The organism is Devosia sp. A449 (genome assembly GCF_054489375.1).
In genome coordinates this window covers 164,271-184,418 of the sequence record NZ_JBTMWU010000003.1, presented here as the reverse complement: position 1 = coordinate 184,418, position 20,148 = coordinate 164,271, and the positions used below count along the sequence as shown (strand labels likewise).

22 protein-coding genes are annotated in these 20,148 nt (G+C 63.3%); 10 read left to right on the top strand and 12 right to left on the bottom strand.

Annotation, left to right across the window (positions count from 1 at the left end):
* Positions 1-2 precede the first annotated feature (2 nt).
* Positions 3-290 (bottom strand): DUF4164 family protein, encoded by a 288-nt coding sequence (locus ACX3OW_RS10090; RefSeq protein ID WP_459095644.1) that lies wholly within the window; start codon positions 288-290, stop codon positions 3-5.
* A gap of 183 nt (positions 291-473) precedes the next feature.
* Between ACX3OW_RS10090 and tkt the strand changes: the two genes are divergently transcribed.
* From tkt to ACX3OW_RS10065, 5 genes are all read left to right on the top strand, one after another.
* Positions 474-2,447 carry a transketolase gene (tkt, locus tag ACX3OW_RS10085; protein WP_459095643.1) on the top strand — a complete coding sequence of 658 codons (1,974 nt, stop codon included), beginning with the start codon at positions 474-476 and terminating at the stop codon, positions 2,445-2,447.
* Positions 2,448-2,495: 48 nt separating this feature from the next.
* Positions 2,496-3,503: a type I glyceraldehyde-3-phosphate dehydrogenase gene (gene gap, locus ACX3OW_RS10080; RefSeq protein ID WP_459095642.1), complete on the top strand. Its 1,008-nt coding sequence runs from the start codon at positions 2,496-2,498 to the stop codon at positions 3,501-3,503.
* 144 nt (positions 3,504-3,647) lie between these two features.
* A complete protein-coding gene (locus ACX3OW_RS10075) occupies positions 3,648-4,262 on the top strand; it encodes a GyrI-like domain-containing protein (protein ID WP_459095641.1) in 615 nt (204 codons plus the stop codon).
* Positions 4,263-4,322: 60 nt separating this feature from the next.
* Positions 4,323-4,856: a putative glycolipid-binding domain-containing protein gene (locus ACX3OW_RS10070; RefSeq protein ID WP_459095640.1), complete on the top strand. Its 534-nt coding sequence runs from the start codon at positions 4,323-4,325 to the stop codon at positions 4,854-4,856.
* 68 nt (positions 4,857-4,924) lie between these two features.
* A complete protein-coding gene (locus tag ACX3OW_RS10065) occupies positions 4,925-6,127 on the top strand; it encodes a phosphoglycerate kinase (RefSeq protein WP_459095639.1) in 1,203 nt (400 codons plus the stop codon).
* 130 nt (positions 6,128-6,257) lie between these two features.
* Here ACX3OW_RS10065 and ACX3OW_RS10060 read toward each other — a convergent pair whose 3' ends face one another.
* Positions 6,258-7,283: a peptidoglycan -binding protein gene (locus ACX3OW_RS10060; protein WP_459095638.1), complete on the bottom strand. Its 1,026-nt coding sequence runs from the start codon at positions 7,281-7,283 to the stop codon at positions 6,258-6,260.
* A 3-nt stretch (positions 7,284-7,286) separates the two neighbouring features.
* Complete coding sequence (locus tag ACX3OW_RS10055; protein WP_459095637.1) at positions 7,287-8,273, bottom strand: flagellar motor protein MotA; 987 nt, start codon at positions 8,271-8,273, stop codon at positions 7,287-7,289.
* A gap of 249 nt (positions 8,274-8,522) precedes the next feature.
* Here ACX3OW_RS10055 and ACX3OW_RS10050 point away from each other — a divergent pair, with 249 nt between their 5' ends.
* Entirely contained in the window at positions 8,523-8,849 is a 327-nt protein-coding gene (locus ACX3OW_RS10050; protein WP_459095636.1) for a GIY-YIG nuclease family protein, read from the top strand.
* Between the two features lie 174 nt (positions 8,850-9,023).
* Here the strand turns inward: ACX3OW_RS10050 and ACX3OW_RS10045 are convergent, their stop codons facing one another.
* The 6 genes from ACX3OW_RS10045 to ACX3OW_RS10020 form a co-directional block, all read right to left on the bottom strand.
* Positions 9,024-9,818, bottom strand: coding sequence for an inositol monophosphatase family protein (locus ACX3OW_RS10045; RefSeq protein WP_459095635.1), 795 nt, complete (start codon positions 9,816-9,818; stop codon positions 9,024-9,026).
* 3 nt (positions 9,819-9,821) lie between these two features.
* The gene (gene efp / locus ACX3OW_RS10040) at positions 9,822-10,388 is read right to left on the bottom strand and encodes an elongation factor P (protein ID WP_459095634.1); all 567 of its coding nucleotides are present in this window, start codon (positions 10,386-10,388) and stop codon (positions 9,822-9,824) included.
* A 163-nt stretch (positions 10,389-10,551) separates the two neighbouring features.
* Complete coding sequence (locus tag ACX3OW_RS10035) at positions 10,552-11,628, bottom strand: tetratricopeptide repeat protein (protein WP_459095633.1); 1,077 nt, start codon at positions 11,626-11,628, stop codon at positions 10,552-10,554.
* Positions 11,628-12,203, bottom strand: a complete 576-nt coding sequence (locus tag ACX3OW_RS10030; RefSeq protein WP_459095632.1) for a thiamine phosphate synthase — start codon at positions 12,201-12,203, stop codon at positions 11,628-11,630. Before ACX3OW_RS10030 ends, ACX3OW_RS10035 begins: the two co-directional genes overlap by 1 nt.
* A 160-nt stretch (positions 12,204-12,363) precedes the next feature.
* Positions 12,364-13,392, bottom strand: a complete 1,029-nt coding sequence (locus ACX3OW_RS10025; protein WP_459095631.1) for a class I fructose-bisphosphate aldolase — start codon at positions 13,390-13,392, stop codon at positions 12,364-12,366.
* Between the two features lie 105 nt (positions 13,393-13,497).
* Positions 13,498-15,309 carry an ABC transporter transmembrane domain-containing protein gene (locus tag ACX3OW_RS10020; protein WP_459095630.1) on the bottom strand — a complete coding sequence of 604 codons (1,812 nt, stop codon included), beginning with the start codon at positions 15,307-15,309 and terminating at the stop codon, positions 13,498-13,500.
* Positions 15,310-15,541: 232 nt separating this feature from the next.
* Between ACX3OW_RS10020 and rpmE the strand changes: the two genes are divergently transcribed.
* Entirely contained in the window at positions 15,542-15,763 is a 222-nt protein-coding gene (rpmE, locus tag ACX3OW_RS10015) for a 50S ribosomal protein L31 (protein WP_459095629.1), read from the top strand.
* Positions 15,764-15,883: 120 nt separating this feature from the next.
* Here the strand turns inward: rpmE and rcdA are convergent, their stop codons facing one another.
* On the bottom strand, positions 15,884-16,402 hold the full coding sequence (gene rcdA, locus ACX3OW_RS10010; protein WP_459095628.1) for a protease adaptor protein RcdA: 519 nt from the start codon (positions 16,400-16,402) through the stop codon (positions 15,884-15,886).
* Positions 16,403-16,734: 332 nt separating this feature from the next.
* Positions 16,735-16,917: a DUF1192 domain-containing protein gene (locus ACX3OW_RS10005; RefSeq protein WP_459095627.1), complete on the bottom strand. Its 183-nt coding sequence runs from the start codon at positions 16,915-16,917 to the stop codon at positions 16,735-16,737.
* An 83-nt stretch (positions 16,918-17,000) separates the two neighbouring features.
* Here ACX3OW_RS10005 and ACX3OW_RS10000 point away from each other — a divergent pair, with 83 nt between their 5' ends.
* The 3 genes from ACX3OW_RS10000 (at position 17,001) to ACX3OW_RS09990 (ending at position 19,758) form a co-directional block, all read left to right on the top strand.
* Positions 17,001-18,014 carry an NAD(P)H-quinone oxidoreductase gene (locus tag ACX3OW_RS10000; RefSeq protein ID WP_459095626.1) on the top strand — a complete coding sequence of 338 codons (1,014 nt, stop codon included), beginning with the start codon at positions 17,001-17,003 and terminating at the stop codon, positions 18,012-18,014.
* A 146-nt stretch (positions 18,015-18,160) separates the two neighbouring features.
* Positions 18,161-18,889, top strand: coding sequence for a DUF1013 domain-containing protein (locus ACX3OW_RS09995; RefSeq protein ID WP_459095625.1), 729 nt, complete (start codon positions 18,161-18,163; stop codon positions 18,887-18,889).
* Between the two features lie 101 nt (positions 18,890-18,990).
* The gene (locus ACX3OW_RS09990; protein WP_459095624.1) at positions 18,991-19,758 is read left to right on the top strand and encodes a sulfite exporter TauE/SafE family protein; all 768 of its coding nucleotides are present in this window, start codon (positions 18,991-18,993) and stop codon (positions 19,756-19,758) included.
* Positions 19,759-19,836: 78 nt separating this feature from the next.
* Here ACX3OW_RS09990 and ACX3OW_RS09985 read toward each other — a convergent pair whose 3' ends face one another.
* Positions 19,837-20,010 carry a YdcH family protein gene (locus tag ACX3OW_RS09985; RefSeq protein ID WP_459095623.1) on the bottom strand — a complete coding sequence of 58 codons (174 nt, stop codon included), beginning with the start codon at positions 20,008-20,010 and terminating at the stop codon, positions 19,837-19,839.
* Positions 20,011-20,148 lie beyond the last annotated feature (138 nt).

Sequence of the window (20,148 nt, the reverse complement as noted above, 5' to 3'; positions counted from 1 at the left end):
CCTTACTCCGCCTTCGCCAGCACTTCGCGGACGGTTTCCATCGCTTCCACCAGCCGGCGCGACACGTCATGGGCGCTGTCATCGAGCCGCTTGGCCCGCGCTGCCGTCTTGTCGAGTTCGGTGGCGAGCCGCGCCCGCTCATGCACCAGCCGCTGCGTATCGACATCGATGCGGTTCTGCTGGCGCAGTCGGGTGCCCAGATTTTTCACGCTCTGGTCGAGCCGCGCCATGGCGCGATCGAACCGTGCCTGGGCAGCATTCAACCCGTCTTCAAGTTCCGGCTCACTCATTGCGATTACGGTCCTCAATTCCCGGCAGCGTCGCCAGCATAACGGAGCCGCCCGCCTTGGCGCAATGCAATCGGCTGACATTGACAGGATAGTCGAACCTGTTATGCCTCGAACCGCCTTTGGGAGAAGGGTTCCAGCGCCGCTTCTCCCCAGATTTTCAGCCCTGATGAAAGCGCCAGCCCGATGACGAACTCCGCCCAGCAGAACGATTTGGCCAATGCGATCCGCTCCTTGTCGATGGATGCAGTCGAGAAAGCCAATTCCGGCCATCCGGGCCTGCCCATGGGCTGTGCCGACATTGCCACCGTATTGTTCACCAAGGTGATGAAGTTCGATCCCGCTGACAGCAAGTGGGCGGATCGCGACCGCTTCGTGCTCTCGGCCGGCCACGGCTCGATGCTGCTCTATTCCTCGCTCTACCTCCTCGGCTACGAGGACATGACCGTCGAACAGATCAAGAATTTCCGTCAGCTCCACGCCAAGACCGCCGGCCATCCTGAATATGGTTATGCCCAGGGCATCGAGACCACCACCGGCCCGCTCGGCCAGGGCGTCGGCAATGCTGTCGGCATGGCCGTGGCGGAAGCCAAGCTGGCTGCCGAATTCGGCGCTGACCTGGTCGACCACCATACCTGGTGCCTCGCCGGCGACGGCTGCCTGATGGAAGGCATTTCCCAGGAAGCCATCGCCCTGGCCGGTCACCTCAAGCTCAACAAGCTGACGCTGATCTGGGACAACAACTCCATCACCATCGATGGCGCCGTCTCCAATTCCGACTCGACCGACCAGATCGCCCGCTTCAAGGCGTCGGGCTGGAACACCATCGAGATCGACGGCCACGATCAGGCCGCCATCGAAAAGGCGCTGCTTGCCTCGAAGGCGTCCGACAAGCCCACTTTGATCGCCGCCAAGACCACCATCGGCTTCGGCGCCCCCAAGAAGGCTGGCACCGAGAAGGTGCATGGCTCCCCGCTCGGTGCCGAGGAACTGGCTGGCGCCAAGGCCGCGCTGGGCATCACCTATCCGGCGTTTGAAATCCCCGCCGAAATCCTCTCGTCCTGGCGCGCTGCCGGCACCCGCAGCCAGAATGTGCGCGGCGAGTGGCAGTCCCGTCTGGCCGCTTCGGCCAACCGCCTCGAATTCGAGCGCCGCATCAATGGCGACCTGCCCGCCGGCTTCCTCGAAGCCATGGACAGCTACAAGCGCCAGCTGACCGAGGACAAGCCCAAGGTCGCGACCCGCAAGTCCAGCCAGATGGCCCTCGACGTCATCAACGCCATCGTCCCCGAGACGCAGGGCGGCTCGGCTGACCTGACCGGCTCGAACCTGACCAACACCAAGGAAACCCAGCCCTTCACCGCCACCGATCGCTCGGGCCGCTACATGATGTACGGCATTCGCGAGCATGGCATGGCCGCGGTGATGAACGGCATTGCGCTGCATGCCGGGCTGATTCCCTATGGCGGCACCTTCATGGTGTTCACCGACTATGCCCGCCCCGCCATCCGCCTTTCGGCGCTGATGGGCCAGCGCGTCATCTATGTGATGACCCACGATTCGATCGGCCTGGGCGAAGACGGCCCGACTCACCAGCCGGTGGAGCATCTGTCGGCGCTGCGCGCCATTCCGAACCTCTTGGTCTTCCGCCCGGCCGACGCGGTGGAAACCGCTGAATGCTGGCAGCTGGCGCTCGAAAGCACCACCGCCCCGTCGATCCTGGCCCTGTCGCGCCAGAACCTGCCGGCGGTGCGCACCGAATATTCGATGGAAAACAAGTCGGCCAAGGGCGCCTATACCCTCGCCGGCGATCTCGACGCGCAGGCGGTGATCTTCGCCACCGGCTCGGAAGTCGCCATTGCGCTCGAAGGCAAGAAGGCCCTGGAAGAAAAGGGCATCACCGCCCGCGTCGTTTCGGTGCCGTCGATGGAGCTGTTCGCCAAGCAGACCGACGCCTATCGCGCCGAAGTCATCGGCAAGGCCAAGGCCCGCGTTGCGGTCGAAGCCGGTATCTCGATGAGCTGGGACAAGCTGCTCGGCGACCGTGGTCGCTTTGTCGGCATGACCTCGTTCGGCGAGTCGGCCCCCATCGACGCGCTCTACGAATACTTTGGCATTACGTCCAAAGCCATTGTTGAAGCCGTCACCGCACAGTTGTAAGAGAGCGACAACCTCGCTGACGCAACTTCCTCCCTAGGAGCATCCTCTATGGCAATTCGTGTCGCCATCAATGGCTTTGGCCGCATCGGTCGCAACATCCTGCGCGCCATCATCGAGTCGGGTCGCACCGATATCGAAGTGGTGGCGATCAACGATCTCGGCCCGGTCGAAACCAATGCTCACCTGTTCCGCTTCGATAGCGTCCATGGACGCTTCCCCGGCACGGTGACGGTCGATGGCGACACCATTGACGTGGGTCGTGGCCCGATCAAGGTGACCGCCGTCCGCGATCCGGCCGAGCTGCCGCATGCGGCCATGGGCGTCGATATCGCGCTCGAATGCACCGGCATCTTTGCCTCCAAGGAAAAGGCCAGCGCTCACCTGCGCGCCGGCGCCAAGAAGGTGCTGATCTCGGCTCCGGGCGAAGGCGCCGACCTGACCGTGGTCTATGGCATCAACCACCAGTTGCTGAACCAGGACCACATCGTGGTCTCCAACGCTTCCTGCACCACCAATTGCCTCGCACCCGTAGCCTTTGTGATGCACAAGGAATTCGGCATCGAGCACGGAATGATGACCACCATCCATTCCTATACCGGCGACCAGCCGACCCTCGACACCATGCACAAGGATCTCTATCGCGGTCGCGCTGCGGCCCTGAGCCAGATCCCGACCTCGACCGGCGCTGCCAAGGCCATCGGCCTGGTGCTGCCCGAGCTCAAGGGCAAGCTCGACGGCATTTCGATCCGCGTGCCGACCCCCAACGTTTCCTGCGTCGATTTCAAGTTCATCACCAAGCGCGATGTGACTGCCGACGAAATCAACGCCGCGATCCGCAAATATGCCGATGGCGAGCTGAAGAACATCCTCGGCTACACCACCCAGCCGCTGGTCTCGATCGACTTCAATGGCGATCCGCATTCCTCGACCATGGCGCTGGACCAGACCAAGGTGATGGGCGGCAATTTCGTCTCGATCCTGACCTGGTACGACAACGAATGGGGCTTCTCCAACCGCATGTCCGACACCGCCGTCGCCATGGGCAAGACGCTCTAGGCTAGCCAACTCGGTGTGGGTGGCGCTATGTCACCCACCCACCGTGTCACCTCGGCCTTGAGCCGGGGCCCATCCTGAGATCTCAAGCTGGATCCTGGCTCAAGGCCGGGATGACATCGAGGGTGGGTGAGTTCGGAGCCCCCCATGGACGACAAGATCGACTTCCGCGCCGAGCTGAAACAGCTCTATCAGCCCGGCCCCCGCGACTTCGTTTTCGTCGATGTCCCCACCATGAATTTCGTCATGGTCGACGGCCAGGGCGACCCCAACACCGCGCCCAGCTACCGCAGTGCCGTCGAATGGCTCTACAGCGTCAGCTACGCCATGAAGTTCGCCTCCAAGGACCTCGGCCAGGACTATTTCGTCCCGCCGCTGGAGGGGTTGTGGTGGGCAGACGATCCCAATGACTTCATCACCCGCAACAAGGCCAATTGGCACTGGACCATGATGATCATGGCCCCCGATTTCCTCACCCGCGCCATGTATGACGCCGCGCTCGAAAAAGCCGCCGAAAAGCTGGGCGACGCCCCCGCCAACCTGCGCCTCGAACCCTATGCCGAAGGCCGCGCCCTGCAAATCCTGCATCTGGGCAGCTATGACGAGGAAGGCCCCGCCCTCGAACATCTGCACCAGGTGGAAATCCCCGGTCGCCAGCTCGTGCCCAATGGCCACCACCACGAAATCTATCTCAACGACCCGCGCAAGACCGCCCCAGCCAAGCTCAAGACCATCCTGCGCCAGCCGGTCCGCCCCGCCTGAGCGGTTGCCAGCGCGCCGCATCCGCTTCTAATCTGGCGCCAAAACCCCACGGTGCCGCCGATGAGCCTTGACCGTTCCGTCCGCTGGCGCGGCCTTGCGCCTGCCAGCCTTGAGCATTGCCACATCATCGCCACCGCCCGCGATACCCGCATCCGCTCGACCCTCATCACCCCCGATTATGGCCTCGCCTATCGCCTCAAGCTCGACGAGGCCGGGCATATCCGCACTGCGCGGCTGGAGCGCACGGATGGCACGGTGCTGGAGCTGTTTTCCGACGGTGCCGGCAATTGGTCCGACGACCGCGCCGAGCCGCTGGCGGCGCTGCGCGGCTGCATCGACCTCGATATCTGGCCCACGCCGCTGACCAATTCGCTGCCCATCTGGCGCTGCCAATGGACCACCGACGTGCCGCAGCGCTTCGCCATGGTGTGGATCAATGCCGACGATATGAGCCTGCGCCGCAGCGAGCAGCTTTACACCCAGCGCGATGCCACCCATTTCCGCTTCCAGTCCGCCGATTTCGAGGCCCTGCTGGAGATCGACGCCGATGGGCTTGTCCTCAACTACCCCGGATTGTTCACCCGCGCTGACTGAGCCCCCCTTCCCCGCCTCTCTCGGCTCTGCTACGCCACCAGCGACGATCTAGCCCCCGGGAGCCCGCCATGTCCGCGACCTTCAAGACCCTCGACGAACTCGACCTCAACAACAAGCGCGTATTGCTGCGGGCCGACCTCAACGTCCCGGTCGCCGACGGCAAGGTCACCGACGCCACCCGCATCGAGCGGCTGGTGCCCACCATCCGCGAAATCGTCAAGCACGACGGCAAGGCCATCCTGCTGAGCCATTTCGGCCGCCCCAAGGGCAAGGTCGATCCCGAATTTTCGCTGGAGCAGGTCTGCGCCGCCGTGGCCAATGCAACCGGCCATCCGGTCGGCTTTGTCGCCACCGACTGGACCGACATGACCGCCGCGCAGGCCGCCATCGACTCGGCCCCCGCCGGCTCGGTGCTGATCATGGAAAACACCCGCTTCCACCCCGGCGAGGAAGCCAACGATCTCGAACTGGCCAAGCGCATGGCCAGCCTTGGCGACGTCTATGTCAACGACGCCTTTTCCGCCGCCCACCGCGCCCATGCCTCCACCGCCGCGCTGGCGCATCTGCTGCCTGCCGCCGCGGGCCTCGCCATGCAGGCCGAGCTGGAAGCGCTGCAAGCCGGCCTCGGCCAGCCGAAAAAGCCGGTGATCGCCGTGGTCGGCGGCGCCAAGGTCTCCTCCAAAATCGACCTGCTGGAAAACCTTGTCGCCAAGGTCGATGCGCTGGTGATCGGCGGCGGCATGGCCAATACGTTCCTCCATGCCCAGGGCCATGGCGTCGGCAAGTCGCTGGCTGAAAAGGATCTGGCGGAAACCGCCTTGCGCATCATGGACAAGGCCGTCGATAGCGGCTGCGCCATCATCCTGCCGATCGACGCAGTGGTCGCCTGGCATTTCAAGGCCGACACCCCGACCCGCCTCTATGGTGTCGACGCCATCGACAATGACGGCATGATACTCGACATCGGCCCGTCTTCCATCGAGCGCATCATCGCCGCCATCGACGACGCCAACACCGTGGTGTGGAACGGCCCGATGGGCGCCTTTGAAATGAACCCCTTCGATGCCGGCACCGTCGCCATCGCCAAGCACGTCGCCAAGCGCACCCATGACGGCAAGCTGGTCTCGGTCGCCGGTGGCGGCGACACCGTCGCGGCGCTCGCCCATGCCGGCGTCAAGGACGCCTTCACCTACGTCTCCACCGCCGGCGGCGCGTTCCTGGAATGGATGGAAGGCAAGCCCCTGCCAGGGGTCGATGCGCTGAAGAAGTAGTCCAAAACACGATGTCATCCCGGCCTTGAGCCGGGACCCATCCTGAGATTTTCGCACGCCCACCACCTCAAGATGGGCCCCGGCTCAAGGCCGGGGTGACACCGAGCGCGGGGCAATGCCAAGCCAGCCCCTACCCCTCCGTCAGCTTGAACTCGATGCGCCGGTTCCGCCGATAGGCATCCTCATTCTCCGCCGGATCGAGCGGGGTGAACTCGCCGAACCCCGCCGCCACCAACCGGTTGGGCGACACGCCCTTGCTCACCAGATAGCGCGCCACCGAAATCGCCCGCGCCGCCGACAATTCCCAGTTCGACGGGAAGCGCGCATTGGAAATCGGCCGAATATCGGTGTGCCCGTCAATGCGCAGCACCCAGTTGATATCGGGCGGAATTTCCTGCTCCAGCTGCAGGATCGCGTCGGCCAGTGCATCGAGATCGGGCGTGCCCTCGAGCGAGATATCGGCCTGCCCGGCCGCAAACAGCACTTCGGACTGGAACACGAAGCGGTCCCCGACCACCCGCACATCGGCGCGGCCTTCCAGTATCTGCCGCAACCGTCCGAAGAAATCGGAGCGATAACGGGACAGATCCTGCACTCGCTGCGCCAGCGCCAGATTGAGCCGTTTGCCCAGATCGGCAATCTGGGTCCGCGATTCGGTATCGCGGCTTTCCGAGGCTTCCAGCGCCGCCTCCAGCGCCCCGATCTGGGTGCGCAGAGCCGCCAGCTGCTGGTTGAGCAGCGCCACCTGCGCATTGGCCTCGTCGGAAAGCTCCTGCGCGCTCAGTAGATCATCCTGCAACCCGGCAATCGCCGCATCCTTGTCGCCAATGCCCGCGCCAATCCCGGCCAATTGGCTGGAGAGGCTCACATTATCCGCCTGCGCGCTGCCCAAAGTGGCGGTCAGCGTGGCAATCTGCGTGGTCAGATCGTCCGAATTGGCTCGTTCCAGCTGCAGCAGGTCGGTCAGCTCGGCAATCTGGCTGTTGAGCCGTGACAAAGCCGTGTCGCGGCCCTGCAATTCCTGGCCCAGGAAAAACTGGGTCAGCATGAACAGCGACAGCATGAAAATGATGACCAGCAGCAGGCTCGACAGCGCGTCGACGAACCCCGGCCAGTAATTGGCCTCCTGCCGCCTGCGGCTACGGGCTCCGGCCATGGATCAGTTCCGCCGCTCGGTATCGGCCTGCGACAGCACCGCGTCGATCAGCTCGCGCAGCTTGCGGTTGGTCTCGCCCTGCTCGGTGATATGGGCGCGCAGATCGTCCTGTTCGACGCGGATATGCTTGACCAGCCCGTCAATGCCACGCGCCAGCTCGGCCATGGCGCGAATGGCGTTCTGGCTCGAATTCTGGTTCTGCATGCTGTCGCCGAGCTTGTCGAACATCGCCTGCATTTCCGGCCCGCCCGCATTGGCCTGCATGGCGCTGACCGGATGATCCAGCTCGGTCATCGAGGTCATCCAGTCCTCGAGATCGGTATAAAACGCGTTCTGCGCCTGGCTGGTCTGCAAATCGAGAAAGCCCAGCACCAGCGATCCGGCCAGACCGAACAGCGAGGACGAAAACGCCGTGCCCATGCCGGCCAGCGGCGCGCTCAGCCCTTCACGCAGGCTGGCAAATTGCGACGCGCTGTCGCCATTGCTGACATCGAGCGCATTGATCACCCCGGCCACGCTGGTGACGGTTTCCAGCAGACCGTAAAACGTGCCCATCAGGCCCAGAAACACCAGCAGCCCGGTGAGGTACCGCGAGGTATCCTTGGCTTCATCGAGCCGATTACCGACGCTGTCCAGAATCGACCGCATCGAAGAAGGGGTAATGACGGCTTCGCCAATCCGCTCGCGCAGAATGCCTGCCACTGGCGCCAGCAGGATCGGCGGCCGCACATTGGTGGAGGTGCCGTCCTGCAGGGAATTGACCCATTTCACCTCGGGAAACAGCCGGATGACCTGGCGGAAGCTGAGGAAAATACCGACAAACAGGGCGAAGAAGATCATCGAGTTGATGAACGGATTGGCCCAGAAAAACGTGACGATAGTGGTGAACAGGATCGCCGCCACCAGCGCGACCAGCACCAGGAAGATGACGATCTTGACCAGGTAAACCGTCGGACTGGCGAGGTGGTAGGGATCGTAGCCTTGCGTCATCAGTCTGTACCTTGCCCCACACGCGCAAATCACTGCGTGGGCAGAGTAGTCAGCACGGTTGGGCGTGACAATGACAAAGGTTAACGGATGGAGGCTGGGTGCGCCACGGCAGCCACTCCAAACTCGATGTCATCCCGGCCTTGAGCCGGGACCCATCCTGAGATCCCACCGCACCCACCCATCGGAGGATGGGCCCCGGCTCAAGGCCGGGGTGACACGGTGGGTGGAGGATGACACAACGCAAAACAAATGCTTCGCTACCCCATGGGCAGGGACTATTTCGTCTACATCGTCGCGAACCGACGGCATGGCACGATCTATGTCGGCGTCACCAATGATCTGATCCGGCGCGTGCATGAGCATCGCGACGGCATGGTCGACGGCTTCACCAAGGAGCATGGCTGCAAACACCTGGTGTGGTTCGCCACCCATGGCGACATCGAAGCCGCCATCCTGCACGAAAAGCGCCTGAAAAAATGGCTCCGACCGTGGAAAGATCAACTGATCGAAGCGCAGAACCCCGATTGGCGCGATCTATGGTGGGACATCACTGGCACGATGCCACCGGAGCAGTGAGTGATCACCAGCATTCCCCGAACCTCGATTTCACCCCAAACTCGATGTCATCCCGGCCTTGAGCCGGGACCCATCCTGAGATGCCACCGCGCCCACCCATCGGAGGATGGGCCCCGGCTCAAGGCCGGGGTGACACGGTGGGTGGGGTAATTGCGGTGGTTGAGAACCAGCGCCTTACTGAATGCCCTTGAGCTGCTTCAGCAACGCCGCCTGCAGCGTTTCATTGCCGGCCACGACTTGGCCATTCCACACCGAACCGGAGCTGCCGGCGAAGTCGGTGACGAAGCCGCCGGCTTCCTTGACCATCAGCAGGCCGGGCGCCACGTCCCACGGCGACAGCCCGGCTTCCCAGACGGCGTCGTAGCGGCCGCCGGCCAGCCAGGCCAGATCCATCGAGATCGAACCGGAGCGGCGGATGCCGGCGACGGCCGGATTGATATGGGCCAGCTGGCGCAGCTGCAGGGCATCATTGGCGGTGCCCTGGGTCTTGATGCCGGTGCAGACCACCGCATCGGCCAGCGACTTGCGGCCGGCAATGCGCAGGCGCTTGCGGTCATTGAGCCAGGTGCCGCCGCCCTTTTCGGCGGTGTAGAGTTCGTCGAGCACCGGGTTGTAGATCACCGCGGCGACGATCTCATTGGCGCGTTCCAGCGCAATGGCGACCGCAAACAGCGGGATCGAGTGCAGGAAATTGGTGGTGCCATCGAGCGGGTCGATGATCCAGCGGTGCTGGCCATCGGTGCCGGCCACTTCGCCGCCCTCTTCCATCAGGAAGGCATAGGTCGGGCGCGCCTTGAGCAGTTCGTCATAGACGATCTGTTCGGCGCGCAAATCGGCCTTGGAGACGAAATCGGCCGGCCCCTTGCGCGAGACCTGCAGGTTTTCGACTTCGTTGAAGTCCTTGGTCAGCGAACGGCCGGCCTTGATGGCGGCATTGACCATGACGTTGAGGATTGCTGAGCGTGCCATGTCTTAGTCCGCCCGGCGCATATAGGTGGCTTCGGTGGTGTCGACCACGATGCGTTCGCCCACGGCAATGAAGGGCGGCACCATGACCCGCAGCCCATTGGCCAGGATCGCCGGCTTGAACTGGCTCGACACGCTCTGACCCTTCTGCACCGGATCGACCTCCATGACTTCGACAATGACGTTGGCCGGGAAGCGGATGCCCAGCGGCGTATCCTCGTGCATTTCGAGGGTGATCTTCATGCCGTCCTGCAGGAACGCGGCGCGCTCGCCGACGAAATCCTTGGCCAGTTCGACCTGTTCATAGCTTTGCTGATCCATGAACACGAGATTATCGCCCTGCTCATAGAGATAGGTGAAATCGCGGAATTCGAGTTCGACGGTTTCCACCGTCTCAGCCGAACGGAAGCGCTCATTGAGCTTGGTGCCGCCCAGAATGGCCTTGAGTTCGACCTGGGCATAGGCGCCGCCCTTGCCCGGCTTGACGTGGTCGACCTTGACCGCCACCCACAGGCGATCCTGGTGGTTGACGACATTGCCGGGGCGGATTTCGTTGCCGTTGATCTTGGCCATAGATGCTCGCTTGCGTTGGTCGCGGCTGCGGCCGTCGAAGGACGCGGTAGGGCGCAATGCCGCCCAACCGCGTGGCTCGACAAGCTCACCATAAGGTTCGAAACTGAAGACCCTAGCCGCGCAAAATCGTGTGGCGACTTTCTGCCTCAGAAACCCCTTGGTTTCAAGGGTCTTGCGGCGCAGCGCTGGAAGGCTCCTCGCCGGCATCGACCGGGGTCGGCAGCGTAGCATCGTCGTCGGACGCGCCGGTGGTCGGAATTTCCAGCACGGTTTCGATGCTGGGCGGCGTCGACGGCCAAAAGCGGGCGCGTTCCTCGGCGCTGGCTAGCTCCCCCTCGGGGATCGACACCAGCAGCCGGTCGAGCGAGGGATCGCTGAGCCCCTGCCGCCGCGCCAAGGCGCGCCACATCGCGGCGTCTTCCAGATTCAGCGCCACGCCCTCGCCCACCGCCAGCAATTTGGCATAGCGGTTCTGCGCCACGGCATTACCGCCTTCCGCGGCGCGGCTATACCACATCGCCGCTTTGGCCACGTCCTTGTCGATGCCCTGCCCCAGATAGAGCAGAGTAGCGTAATCGATCTGTGCCGCCGGCAGATTCTGCTCCGCCGCCAGCCCGATATAGCGGGCCGCCTCGGTCGGGTTGGGGGCGACGCCGGCCCCTTCGGTCAGCATCGAGCCATAATCATATTGTGCCTCGGGCAGCTCGGCGTCGGCGGCTTCCTTCATCAGCGTCGCGGCCGTCACGAGGCTCGGGGAGGCATAGACGCCTTCGACATGCAGCAGCGCCATATTGTATTTGGCCGGCACATAACCCGCCTCCGCCGCCTGGCTGAACAGGTCGGCAGCCCGGGCGCGGTTCTTGGGCACGCCAATGCCGTCCTGATAGGCCAGCGCCAGCGCAAAGACCGCCAGCCGATCGCCATTATTGGCGGCGAGCTGATACCAGCCGGCCGCGCGCTGATCATTCTGCCCAACGCCCAGCCCCTTGGAATAGAGTTCGGCGATCAAGGTCTGGGCCGCTGCATCGCCCTGTTCGGCGCGCGGCAGGGCATAGCCCAGCGCCGTCAGAAAATAGCCGCGCTGGAACGCGCCGAAAGCTTCGTCGACCGGCACCCGTGGCCCGAAAATTTCGTCGGAGATGGCGTCGGCCGGATTGGCCGGATTCGGCGGATTTTCTTCCTGCGCTGCGGCGGCGAGCGGAGTCAGCGCGAAAAGGGCAGCAAACAGCAAGCGAAGCATCAGCTTTCCCCCAGCATGCTGGCAGCGAGTGCTTGCGCCATTTCGGCCGGTGCCGGGGCGGCCCACAGGCTATCCGACAGCGCCACAAACTCGGCGCCATGCGCGTCGGCGGCCTCGGGCGCCGCCGCAGGCAGGCTCAATACCGCAGGGATTTCAAAGGTTTCCGCCCACCACTGCGCCAGCTCGGCGGCATCGTCACCCGGGCCGAAAAACACGTAATCAATGTCCATTTCACCCGCCGTCATGGCGTCATGGCGCGACGCCAGATTTCCAGCACCAACGATCATTGCTGGCTTGATGGCGGCAATGGCCGCCTTGATTGCAGCCGGGCCGCCGGTGACGTGAACCCCGTCGGCGCCGAGCCGTCGCGCCAGCGCCGCATCGTCCTCCAGCAGCACGGCGCAGCCCGCGCCCTGGCCGATATTGACGATGGCTTCGGCAGATTTCGCATAGGCCGCAGCATCTTGCGTCCCGCGCGCCACCAGCAGCGCCGAAAATTCGGCAGCACTCAGCACGGCCATCAGGCTGGGCAGGTCGGGATTGGCAGGGGTGATCAGATAAAGCTGGGGCGCCATGACAGTACTCAATACGGAAGGGCCTCTTGACCGCCCATTTTGGCGACAAAGAGGACGTTCTCCAATAGGCGATGGTCCCGACAGGCGCAAAGAAAATGCGCGCCCTCCGGGGAGAGCGCGCATCCGCATGACGTTGGGAGACGTCGGGGCGTTTGGGTTTTTAGGCGGCCTGATCCTGCTCGCCGCTCCAGGTGCCGAGCGCTGCCAGCGAATTCATGTGGGCGCGATGGGTGAAGGCCACCTGGGCCTGCGGGAAATTCTCGCGACGGCCAGCCCAGGTGCGCAGCGCCACATTCTGCAGCGCGCGGCCATAGGAGAAGGTCAACGGCCAGGGCTTGCCGCCAATCTGGTTCATCGCCGACAGATGCGCCGTCGCCTCTTCATCGGTCTGCCCACCCGACAGGAAGGCAATGCCCGGCACGGCGGCCGGCACATGGGCGCGCAGCACCGCCACGGTGCGGCGAGCCACTTCCTCGACGCTGGGCCGGTCGCGCGAGTTGATGCCGGGCAGCACCATGTTCGGCTTGAGCAGCATGCCGCCCAGATCGACACCGGCCAGACGCAGTTCCTTGAAGGTATTTTCCAGCACGTCGCCGGTCACCGCCGCGCAGCGCTCCAGCGAGTGATTGCCCGGATCGCCATCGCCAACCACTTCGGGCTCGACCACGGGAACGATGCCGGCCTCCTGGCACAGGATGGCATAGCGGGCCAGCGCATGGGCATTGGCGCGGATATTGTTGCGGGTGGGGGCGACGTCATTGATGGTGATCACGGCGCGCCACTTGGCGAAGCGGGCACCCAGATCGGCGTAACGCGCCAGTCGCTGGCGCAGGCCATCGAGGCCCTCGGTGATTTTCTCGCCATTCTCGCCCGGCATGGGGAAGGCGCCGCGATCGACCTTGATACCGGGGATAACGTCGGCATCGGCCAGGATGGAGCGGAACGCCGTGCCATCAGCGGCGGACTGTTCCAGCGTTTCCTCGGTGAGAATGACACCGGAGATATAATTGGTCATCGCGCCGGTCGAGCGGAACAGCATTTCGCGGTAATCGCGGCGCAGATCGAGGGAATTGGGCAGATTGATCTTGGCAAAGCGCTTGGCGATAGTGCCTTCCGATTCATCGGCGGCCAGGATGCCCTTGCCGGGCTCCATCAGTTTTTGGGCAATGGCGTTTAGCGACTTCGTCATGGTCCGACCTCGAGGGGATAATTTGCCCGGAGATTAGACTTTGGTTTTGGTCAATTCGATTAGACCTGTGGTTATGCGACGAAAGGTGAATTCACGCGGCACCGCCTAGCTGACGTCGTCCAGCCGGAATTGCAGCCGCGCCAATTCGGCATAGCGCCCGCCCTTGGCGACCAGTTGGTCATGGGTACCATGGTCGATAATGTGGCCGCCATCCAGCACCAAAATCTTGTCGGCATCGCGGATCGTCGCCAGCCGGTGGGCGATGACCAGCGTGGTCCGCCCCTGCATCAGATGCTCCAGCGCCGTCTGCACCAACTGCTCGCTCTTGGCGTCGAGGGCACTGGTCGCTTCGTCCAGCAACAGAATCGGGGCGTTCTTGAGAATGGCCCGCGCGATGGCGAGGCGCTGCTTCTGCCCGCCCGACAGCATCACCCCACGCTCACCGACCAGCGAGGCATAGCCCAACGGCAGGTCGACCACGAAATCATGCACCAGAGCGGCGCGAGACGCGGCCTCGACTTCGGCGTCACTCGCCTCGGGCTTACCGAAGCGGATATTGTCGGCGATGGTGCCGGCGAAAATCGTCGGCTCCTGCTCGACATAGGCAAAACGCTGCCGCAGCTCGGTCAGCCGCAATTTCCGAATGTCGATGCCATCCACAAGAATGGCGCCGTCGGTCACATCATAAAAGCGTTGCAGCAGCGACAAAGTGGTCGACTTGCCCGAGCCCGAGGCCCCCACCAGCGCCACCGTCTCGCCATGCGCGACGGTAAAATCGAGCCCGCGCAGCACCGGCTCGGAGCCGTCATAGGAAAAATCCACCTGCTGGAAGGCCACGGTGCCCAGCGGCGGCTGTGGCAGCGCTATGGGCTGGGCCGGATCCTTGATGGTCGGTTCGGTATCGAGGATTTCGGTCAGCCGCTCGGTGGCGCCCGACACCTGCTGCAAGGTGCCCAGCACGTCGCTGATATTGGTCAGCGCGCCGGACGCCATCAGCGCATAAATCATGAACTGGGTCAGCTCGCCCGCCGTCACCGTGCCGTCGAATACGGCGCGAGCGCCCCACCAGATCAGCACCACGATCGCGGCGGTACCCAGGAAAATCGCCATGCCGACCAGCACCGAGCGCGCCAGCAGCCGGCGCAGTTCGGCCATATAGCTGTCGCGGCTGTGGCCGGCATAAATCGCCGACTGCACAGCTTCCTGGGTGAAGGATTTGAGCGTGCGCGTTGCGCCCAGCATTTCTGTGGACATAGCCGACAGGTCGGCCAGCGCATCCTGGGTCTTGCGCGACATGCCACGCAGGCGGCGCGAATAGGCGATCAGCGGAAACAGAATGCACGGCACCAGCACCGCCACCGCAATGGTCAGTACCGGACTGGTCAGCATCATCATCACCAGCGCGCCGATGATGGTCACCAGCGAGCGCAGCGCCAGCGAAAAGCTCGACCCCACTGCCGAGCGGATGACATTGACGTCGCCATTGAGCCGGCTGGTGAGTTCACCGACCCGGTTGGTGTCGAAATAATGCGTATCGAGGCCCAGCAGATGGGTGAAGACCGCTTCGCGCAGGTCGGCCAGCACCTTTTCGCCCAAGCTGGAGATGAAATAGAAGCGTGCGCCGCTGGCGATGCCCATCACAGCGGCGATACCGACGATCATCCAGCCATAGCGGCTCACATTGGCCAGATTCTGCGTCAGGAAGCCTTCGTCGATCGCCCCGCCCATCACATAGGGGATGGACAGCGAGGACAGTGCCGACACCAGCAGGAACAAAATGGTCAGCGCCAGCCGCACCGGATAGCGCAGCATGAACGGCACCAGCTTGCGCAAGGGCCGCAGCTTGCGGGCATTGACCACCGGTGTGGTTATGATGGATTCAGGATCAGCCTGAGCCGGGACCGCCTGGTCTGTCATCGGTTACGCCACTGCTTTTCTGGGTCCGATGGGTTCCGGGCCGCGCTGAGGCTTGGATATAGGCACTGCCCGGAAGTGCGGCAACCGCTTTGTCCGGTGCAAAATTGACGCGCCCGGTGGTTTCGCGGACAAGGCCTTGCGAAGGCGGCAGGGTTTCTGTATGAAGCCGGCAACACCCAATTTTAGATGCTCTCCGGGCGCTACGGCGCCCGTTTGATTTGAGGCGACACCGATGAAGGCAGATATCCATCCGGACTACCACGCGATCACCGTGGTGATGACCGACGGCACCAAGTACGAGACCCGCTCGACCTATGGCAAGCCGGGCGACACGCTGCAGCTCGACATCGACCCCAAGACCCACCCGGCCTGGACCGGCGGTACGGGCCAGCTGATGGACCGCGGCGGCCGTGTTTCGCGCTTCAAGGAGCGCTTCAAGGGCCTAGGCATCTAAGCCAGCCTCTGATCAGATTCGAAAAACCCGGCCTTGTGCCGGTTTTTTTGTTGTCTGGACCGGCAGCCCTTAGATCGCTCCGCTGGCGGCATCGTGTGTCAGGGATGTCTGGTGAACGGCCTAAGCCCGGCCGAAGGCGGCCTTGAGGCGGGCCAACTGGTCGGCAATGCCATTGGCGATGCCGGGATCGAGATCGGGCATTTTGCCCCGCTCCAGCGTATCGAACTGCATCACCCGGTCGAACAGGCGGTCGCCCTTGTCGATATAGGTGCGCAGGATTTCGGGAAGCTGGTCATAGCCGGGGCCGCCGCGTTCCGATGGGGTAGCGGAAAACTTGACCTTTTCCTTTTCGGAACGGGCGTTTTCCTTGCTGATTTCGCCTTCATTGACGGCGCGTTGCAGCAGTAGCCACGAGGCGAGCTGCATCAGGCGCGTGGTCAGACGCATCGATTCCGTGGCGTAGAGGAATGAGGCTTCGCGGCTGAGGATACGGCTATCGGCGCGGCCCTCGCCATCGAGATAGGAGGCCACGGCCTCGATCAGCCCCATGCCCTCACGATAGAGCACGTCGAACCCGCCGGACGCCACAATGCGCGGTCCGATGGCAATCGCCGACCCAGTCTCGTTCAAATCGGTCACGAACTGCTCCCTCTGAGGTCGCCATGCTAGGCGCAATCGGGCCAAGCGTCATCCGTTTGGACCGATCAAGCTGAAAAGAGCTTTAAGAACAGGGCCATGTGATGGCAAACCGACGCCTGAAAAGAAAAAAGAGCGGTAGGAACCGCTCTCGAAGTTAACAGGGAGGCGTCAAACAGAGGGAGAAATCGCTCTGCCAAATCCAGAAAACTCTGAATAAATTTAGGTTACCGCGCAGAGATTAATTGAGCGTTAACAGGAGTCGATTTCTTAACCGTGCCGCTTGGCACTGTGTTGACGACAATGGCGCGCACCAGCGTGGGAGCACTTCACGCTTAGAACTTGAACGCCGATTCGGCGGCCTTGCGGGTGGCCCCGCGCACCTCGATGGCCGCCTTGAGCCGAGCAATCTCGGCTTCTAGCAGGCCGATCCGCTCGGTCAGTTCCTCCACCGACATGGTATCGATGACCATGCCCACCTCATGGCCTTGAGGCTTTTTGATTTCTTCGTCGAACATGGTCAGCCTCCTGTGGCAGATTTTCAAGCCGAGCTTAGCGGCAAAGGCTTGCCGCGCAAATCCACATCGGCGAGCATGGCGGCATGAGTTTACCCGCTGAAATGAATGTCATCGCCATCGCCCGCGCCGGTGGTCCCGAAGGGCTCGAACAGCAGACCTGGCCCGTACCGGCCTGTGGGGCTGACGAAATCCTGATTCGAGTCGCCGCCGCCGGGGTCAACGGCCCCGATCTGGCGCAACGGCGCGGCCATTACGATCCGCCGCCCGACGCGTCGCCATTGCCCGGCCTCGAAGTGGCTGGCGAAATCGCCGCGCTGGGCAGCGCTGTCGCCGGCTGGCAGCTGGGCGATAGGGTGATGGCGCTGGTCAATGGCGGTGGCTATGCCGAATATGTGGCGGTGCCGGCGGCTCAGGCCCTGCCCGTCCCCAAGGGCTGGACGCTGACCGACGCCGCCGCCCTGCCAGAAACCTGGTTCACCGTCACCCAGACGCTGGTGATGCGGGCCGGGCTGGAGCCGGGCATGAGCGTGCTGGTGCATGGCGCAGCCGGCGGCATTGGCGGCGCGACTGTCCAGATCGCCACCATTCTCGGCGCGCGCGCCATTGCCGTGGTGTCCTCCCCGGCCAAGGCTGACTACGCACGCCGCCTCGGCGCCGTCGCGACCATCGACTATACCAAGGAAGATATTGCCGCCCGGGCGCTGGCGCTGACCGACGGCAAGGGCGTCGACCGCATCGTCGACATTATCGGCGGCGCCATGGCCGAACAGAATATCGCCGCCGCGGCCCGGGGCGGTCATATCATCCAAGTTTCGACCCTCGACGGGGCCAGCGCCAAGCTGTCGCTGCGCACCATCATGGCCAAGCAACTGACGCTGTCCGGCTCGACGCTGCGCCCGCAGAGCCCGGGCACCAAAGCCGCCATCGCCGCCCGCATCCGCGCCGACCTGCTGCCAGCGCTGGCGGCGCCGGACTTTGCCCGCCCCGCCATCGCGACCTTCCCGCTGGCCGAGGCTCATGCCGCGCATCGGCTCATGGAAGCCCGCAGCCATATTGGAAAAATCGTGCTGGTCACCCGGTTTGGCGCCGTAAAATAGCGCGGCATGCCATAGGCAAAAGCCGACATTTCCATTGCAGAGCGGCGGTTAATTCCATATATTGGGTCAATATTCCCCCTCAGCATGAAGCAAAGAGGCGGAGCGGCCCGGAGGAACACCGGCCGCGCCTGCAGGAGAGATTCATCATGACCCAGCCCTTGTTGATGCCGAAGGCAACTGCTGTCTGGCTCGTTGACAACACGGCGCTGTCGTTCGAGCAGATCGCTGCCTTCTGCACGCTGCACCCGCTCGAAGTTCAGGGCATTGCCGATGGCGATGTTGCTGGCGGTATCATGGGCGTCAACCCGATCCAGAACGGGCAGCTGACCCGCGAGGAAATCGAGAAGGCCGAGAACGACGTCAATTATCGTCTCAAGCTGAGCGAGCCCAAGGTTCATGTGGCGGCCAGCAAGCGCAAGGGTCCGCGCTACACCCCCATTTCGCGCCGCAATGAGCGTCCCAACGCCATCAAGTGGCTGGTGCGCAATCATCCGGAGCTCAAGGACGCCCAGATCATGCGTCTGGTCGGCACCACCAAGTCGACCATCGATTCGGTGCGTGAATCGACCCACTGGAACGCGGCCAATCTGACCGCAATGGACCCGGTGACGCTGGGCCTGTGCAGCCAGATCGACCTCGACCTTGAGGTCAAGCGCGCCAGCAAGGGCAGCGTCGGCCCCGATGAGGTCGAAGAAGGCACCATGCTGATGACGGCCGAGGAAGCGCTGGCCCGTTCGGGTAGCCGCGGCCATAGCGAAGACGCCGATGGCGAATTCGCCAGCAACGACCATCGCCCCGAACAGGCGCAGGACGATTTCGACGCCGACTCGGTGTTCTCCAAGCTCAAGTCGCTGCAGCCCAACACCGACGACTGATCCATCCCGATACGACAAAACTCCCGCGCCAGCGGGAGTTTTTCTTTGTCTGGCAACTGCCGGCGCGGCAATGACATTGCACTCCACCGACTGGACCGCTCATGCCCATCTTCGATCCCTATTTCGTCGCGGTCGCAGTCAGCGCAGCGCTCATTGTCGGGCTGTCCAAGGCCGGGTTACTGGGCAGCCTGGGCATGGTCGGCGTGCCGCTGCTCAGCCTCGTCATGCCGGCACGCGATGCCGCCGGGATGATGCTGCCGGTGCTGCTGGCCATGGATGTGATCGCCGTCTGGACCTATCGCAAGGAAGTGAACTGGCACATCCTGCGCATCATGCTGCCGGGCGCCGCCATCGGCACACTGCTGGGCTGGGCGCTGTGGTCGGTGGTGTCCGATGCCGGGGTGCTGCTGTTTGTCGGCGTGGTGACGCTGCTGTTCATCCTCGACGCCATCCTGCCGCTGCGCAAGAAGCTCGAAGGCCTGCCACCATCACGAATCTGGGGTAATTTCTGGGGCGGCTTTGCCGGCTTCACCAGCTTCATCAGCCATACCGGCGGCCCGCCCTTCCAGATCTTCGTGCTGCCGCAGCGCCTGCCCCCGGCCATCTATGCCGGCACCTCGGCGTTTTTCTTCGCCATGGTCAATTCAGCCAAGCTGATCCCGTATTTCTTCCTGGGCCAGCTCAATATCCACAATCTGACCCTGTCCGCCGCGCTGATTCCGGTCGGCATTCTCGGCGTGCTGATCGGCGTCTGGCTGGTGCGGCGCATCTCCCTGTCCTGGTTCTACCACATCGCCTATTGGCTGGTGTTCCTGCTGGCCCTCAAGCTGATCTGGGACGGCGCCAGAGGGGTGTTCTGGGGGCTCTAGCCCCCACCCAGCTGGCCAACAAAAAAGGGCCGCAGCACAGGCTGTGACCCTTCAATCCAATACTGGAAAACCTGCTTTTTACTGGGTCGTCGCCGCAAACTTGTAGAGTTGGTCCTTCACTTCGAGTTTCTTGCGCTTGAGCGCTGCGACCGTAAGATCGTCGACCCGAGAATTCTGCATCTCGGTCTGGATCTTGCGGTCCAACTCCTGATGGCGCCGTTCGAGCGCCGCGATATGCCCTTCAGTCGTCATGACAACTCCTTGCAAGCCTATGTGGACGAGGGGATCGTCACAAATAATTCATGCTTTGTCGACGCCCTTTCGAAGCCCGTTTGAAAACGGGTGCAAAAGTTCCCGTGATCAGTTAACCAGAGGTAACGGCTGAGGCGT

What these genes read in the sequence shown, in the direction of transcription:
- ACX3OW_RS09990 (WP_459095624.1), top strand. Translation starts at nt 18,991, where the DNA reads ATGCCCATCTTCGATCCCTATTTCGTCGCGGTCGCAGTCAGCGCAGCG.
- ACX3OW_RS09985 (WP_459095623.1), bottom strand. Translation starts at nt 20,010, where the DNA reads ATGACGACTGAAGGGCATATCGCGGCGCTCGAACGGCGCCATCAGGAG.
- ACX3OW_RS10075 (WP_459095641.1), top strand. Translation starts at nt 3,648, where the DNA reads ATGGACGACAAGATCGACTTCCGCGCCGAGCTGAAACAGCTCTATCAG.
- gap (WP_459095642.1), top strand. Translation starts at nt 2,496, where the DNA reads ATGGCAATTCGTGTCGCCATCAATGGCTTTGGCCGCATCGGTCGCAAC.
- ACX3OW_RS10070 (WP_459095640.1), top strand. Translation starts at nt 4,323, where the DNA reads ATGAGCCTTGACCGTTCCGTCCGCTGGCGCGGCCTTGCGCCTGCCAGC.
- ACX3OW_RS10020 (WP_459095630.1), bottom strand. Translation starts at nt 15,309, where the DNA reads ATGACAGACCAGGCGGTCCCGGCTCAGGCTGATCCTGAATCCATCATA.
- ACX3OW_RS10035 (WP_459095633.1), bottom strand. Translation starts at nt 11,628, where the DNA reads ATGCTTCGCTTGCTGTTTGCTGCCCTTTTCGCGCTGACTCCGCTCGCC.
- ACX3OW_RS10050 (WP_459095636.1), top strand. Translation starts at nt 8,523, where the DNA reads ATGCTTCGCTACCCCATGGGCAGGGACTATTTCGTCTACATCGTCGCG.
- ACX3OW_RS10000 (WP_459095626.1), top strand. Translation starts at nt 17,001, where the DNA reads ATGAGTTTACCCGCTGAAATGAATGTCATCGCCATCGCCCGCGCCGGT.
- ACX3OW_RS10030 (WP_459095632.1), bottom strand. Translation starts at nt 12,203, where the DNA reads ATGGCGCCCCAGCTTTATCTGATCACCCCTGCCAATCCCGACCTGCCC.
- ACX3OW_RS10045 (WP_459095635.1), bottom strand. Translation starts at nt 9,818, where the DNA reads ATGGCACGCTCAGCAATCCTCAACGTCATGGTCAATGCCGCCATCAAG.
- ACX3OW_RS10005 (WP_459095627.1), bottom strand. Translation starts at nt 16,917, where the DNA reads ATGTTCGACGAAGAAATCAAAAAGCCTCAAGGCCATGAGGTGGGCATG.
- ACX3OW_RS10025 (WP_459095631.1), bottom strand. Translation starts at nt 13,392, where the DNA reads ATGACGAAGTCGCTAAACGCCATTGCCCAAAAACTGATGGAGCCCGGC.
- ACX3OW_RS09995 (WP_459095625.1), top strand. Translation starts at nt 18,161, where the DNA reads ATGACCCAGCCCTTGTTGATGCCGAAGGCAACTGCTGTCTGGCTCGTT.
- ACX3OW_RS10090 (WP_459095644.1), bottom strand. Translation starts at nt 290, where the DNA reads ATGAGTGAGCCGGAACTTGAAGACGGGTTGAATGCTGCCCAGGCACGG.
- ACX3OW_RS10060 (WP_459095638.1), bottom strand. Translation starts at nt 7,283, where the DNA reads ATGGCCGGAGCCCGTAGCCGCAGGCGGCAGGAGGCCAATTACTGGCCG.
- ACX3OW_RS10065 (WP_459095639.1), top strand. Translation starts at nt 4,925, where the DNA reads ATGTCCGCGACCTTCAAGACCCTCGACGAACTCGACCTCAACAACAAG.
- ACX3OW_RS10055 (WP_459095637.1), bottom strand. Translation starts at nt 8,273, where the DNA reads ATGACGCAAGGCTACGATCCCTACCACCTCGCCAGTCCGACGGTTTAC.
- tkt (WP_459095643.1), top strand. Translation starts at nt 474, where the DNA reads ATGACGAACTCCGCCCAGCAGAACGATTTGGCCAATGCGATCCGCTCC.
- efp (WP_459095634.1), bottom strand. Translation starts at nt 10,388, where the DNA reads ATGGCCAAGATCAACGGCAACGAAATCCGCCCCGGCAATGTCGTCAAC.
- rpmE (WP_459095629.1), top strand. Translation starts at nt 15,542, where the DNA reads ATGAAGGCAGATATCCATCCGGACTACCACGCGATCACCGTGGTGATG.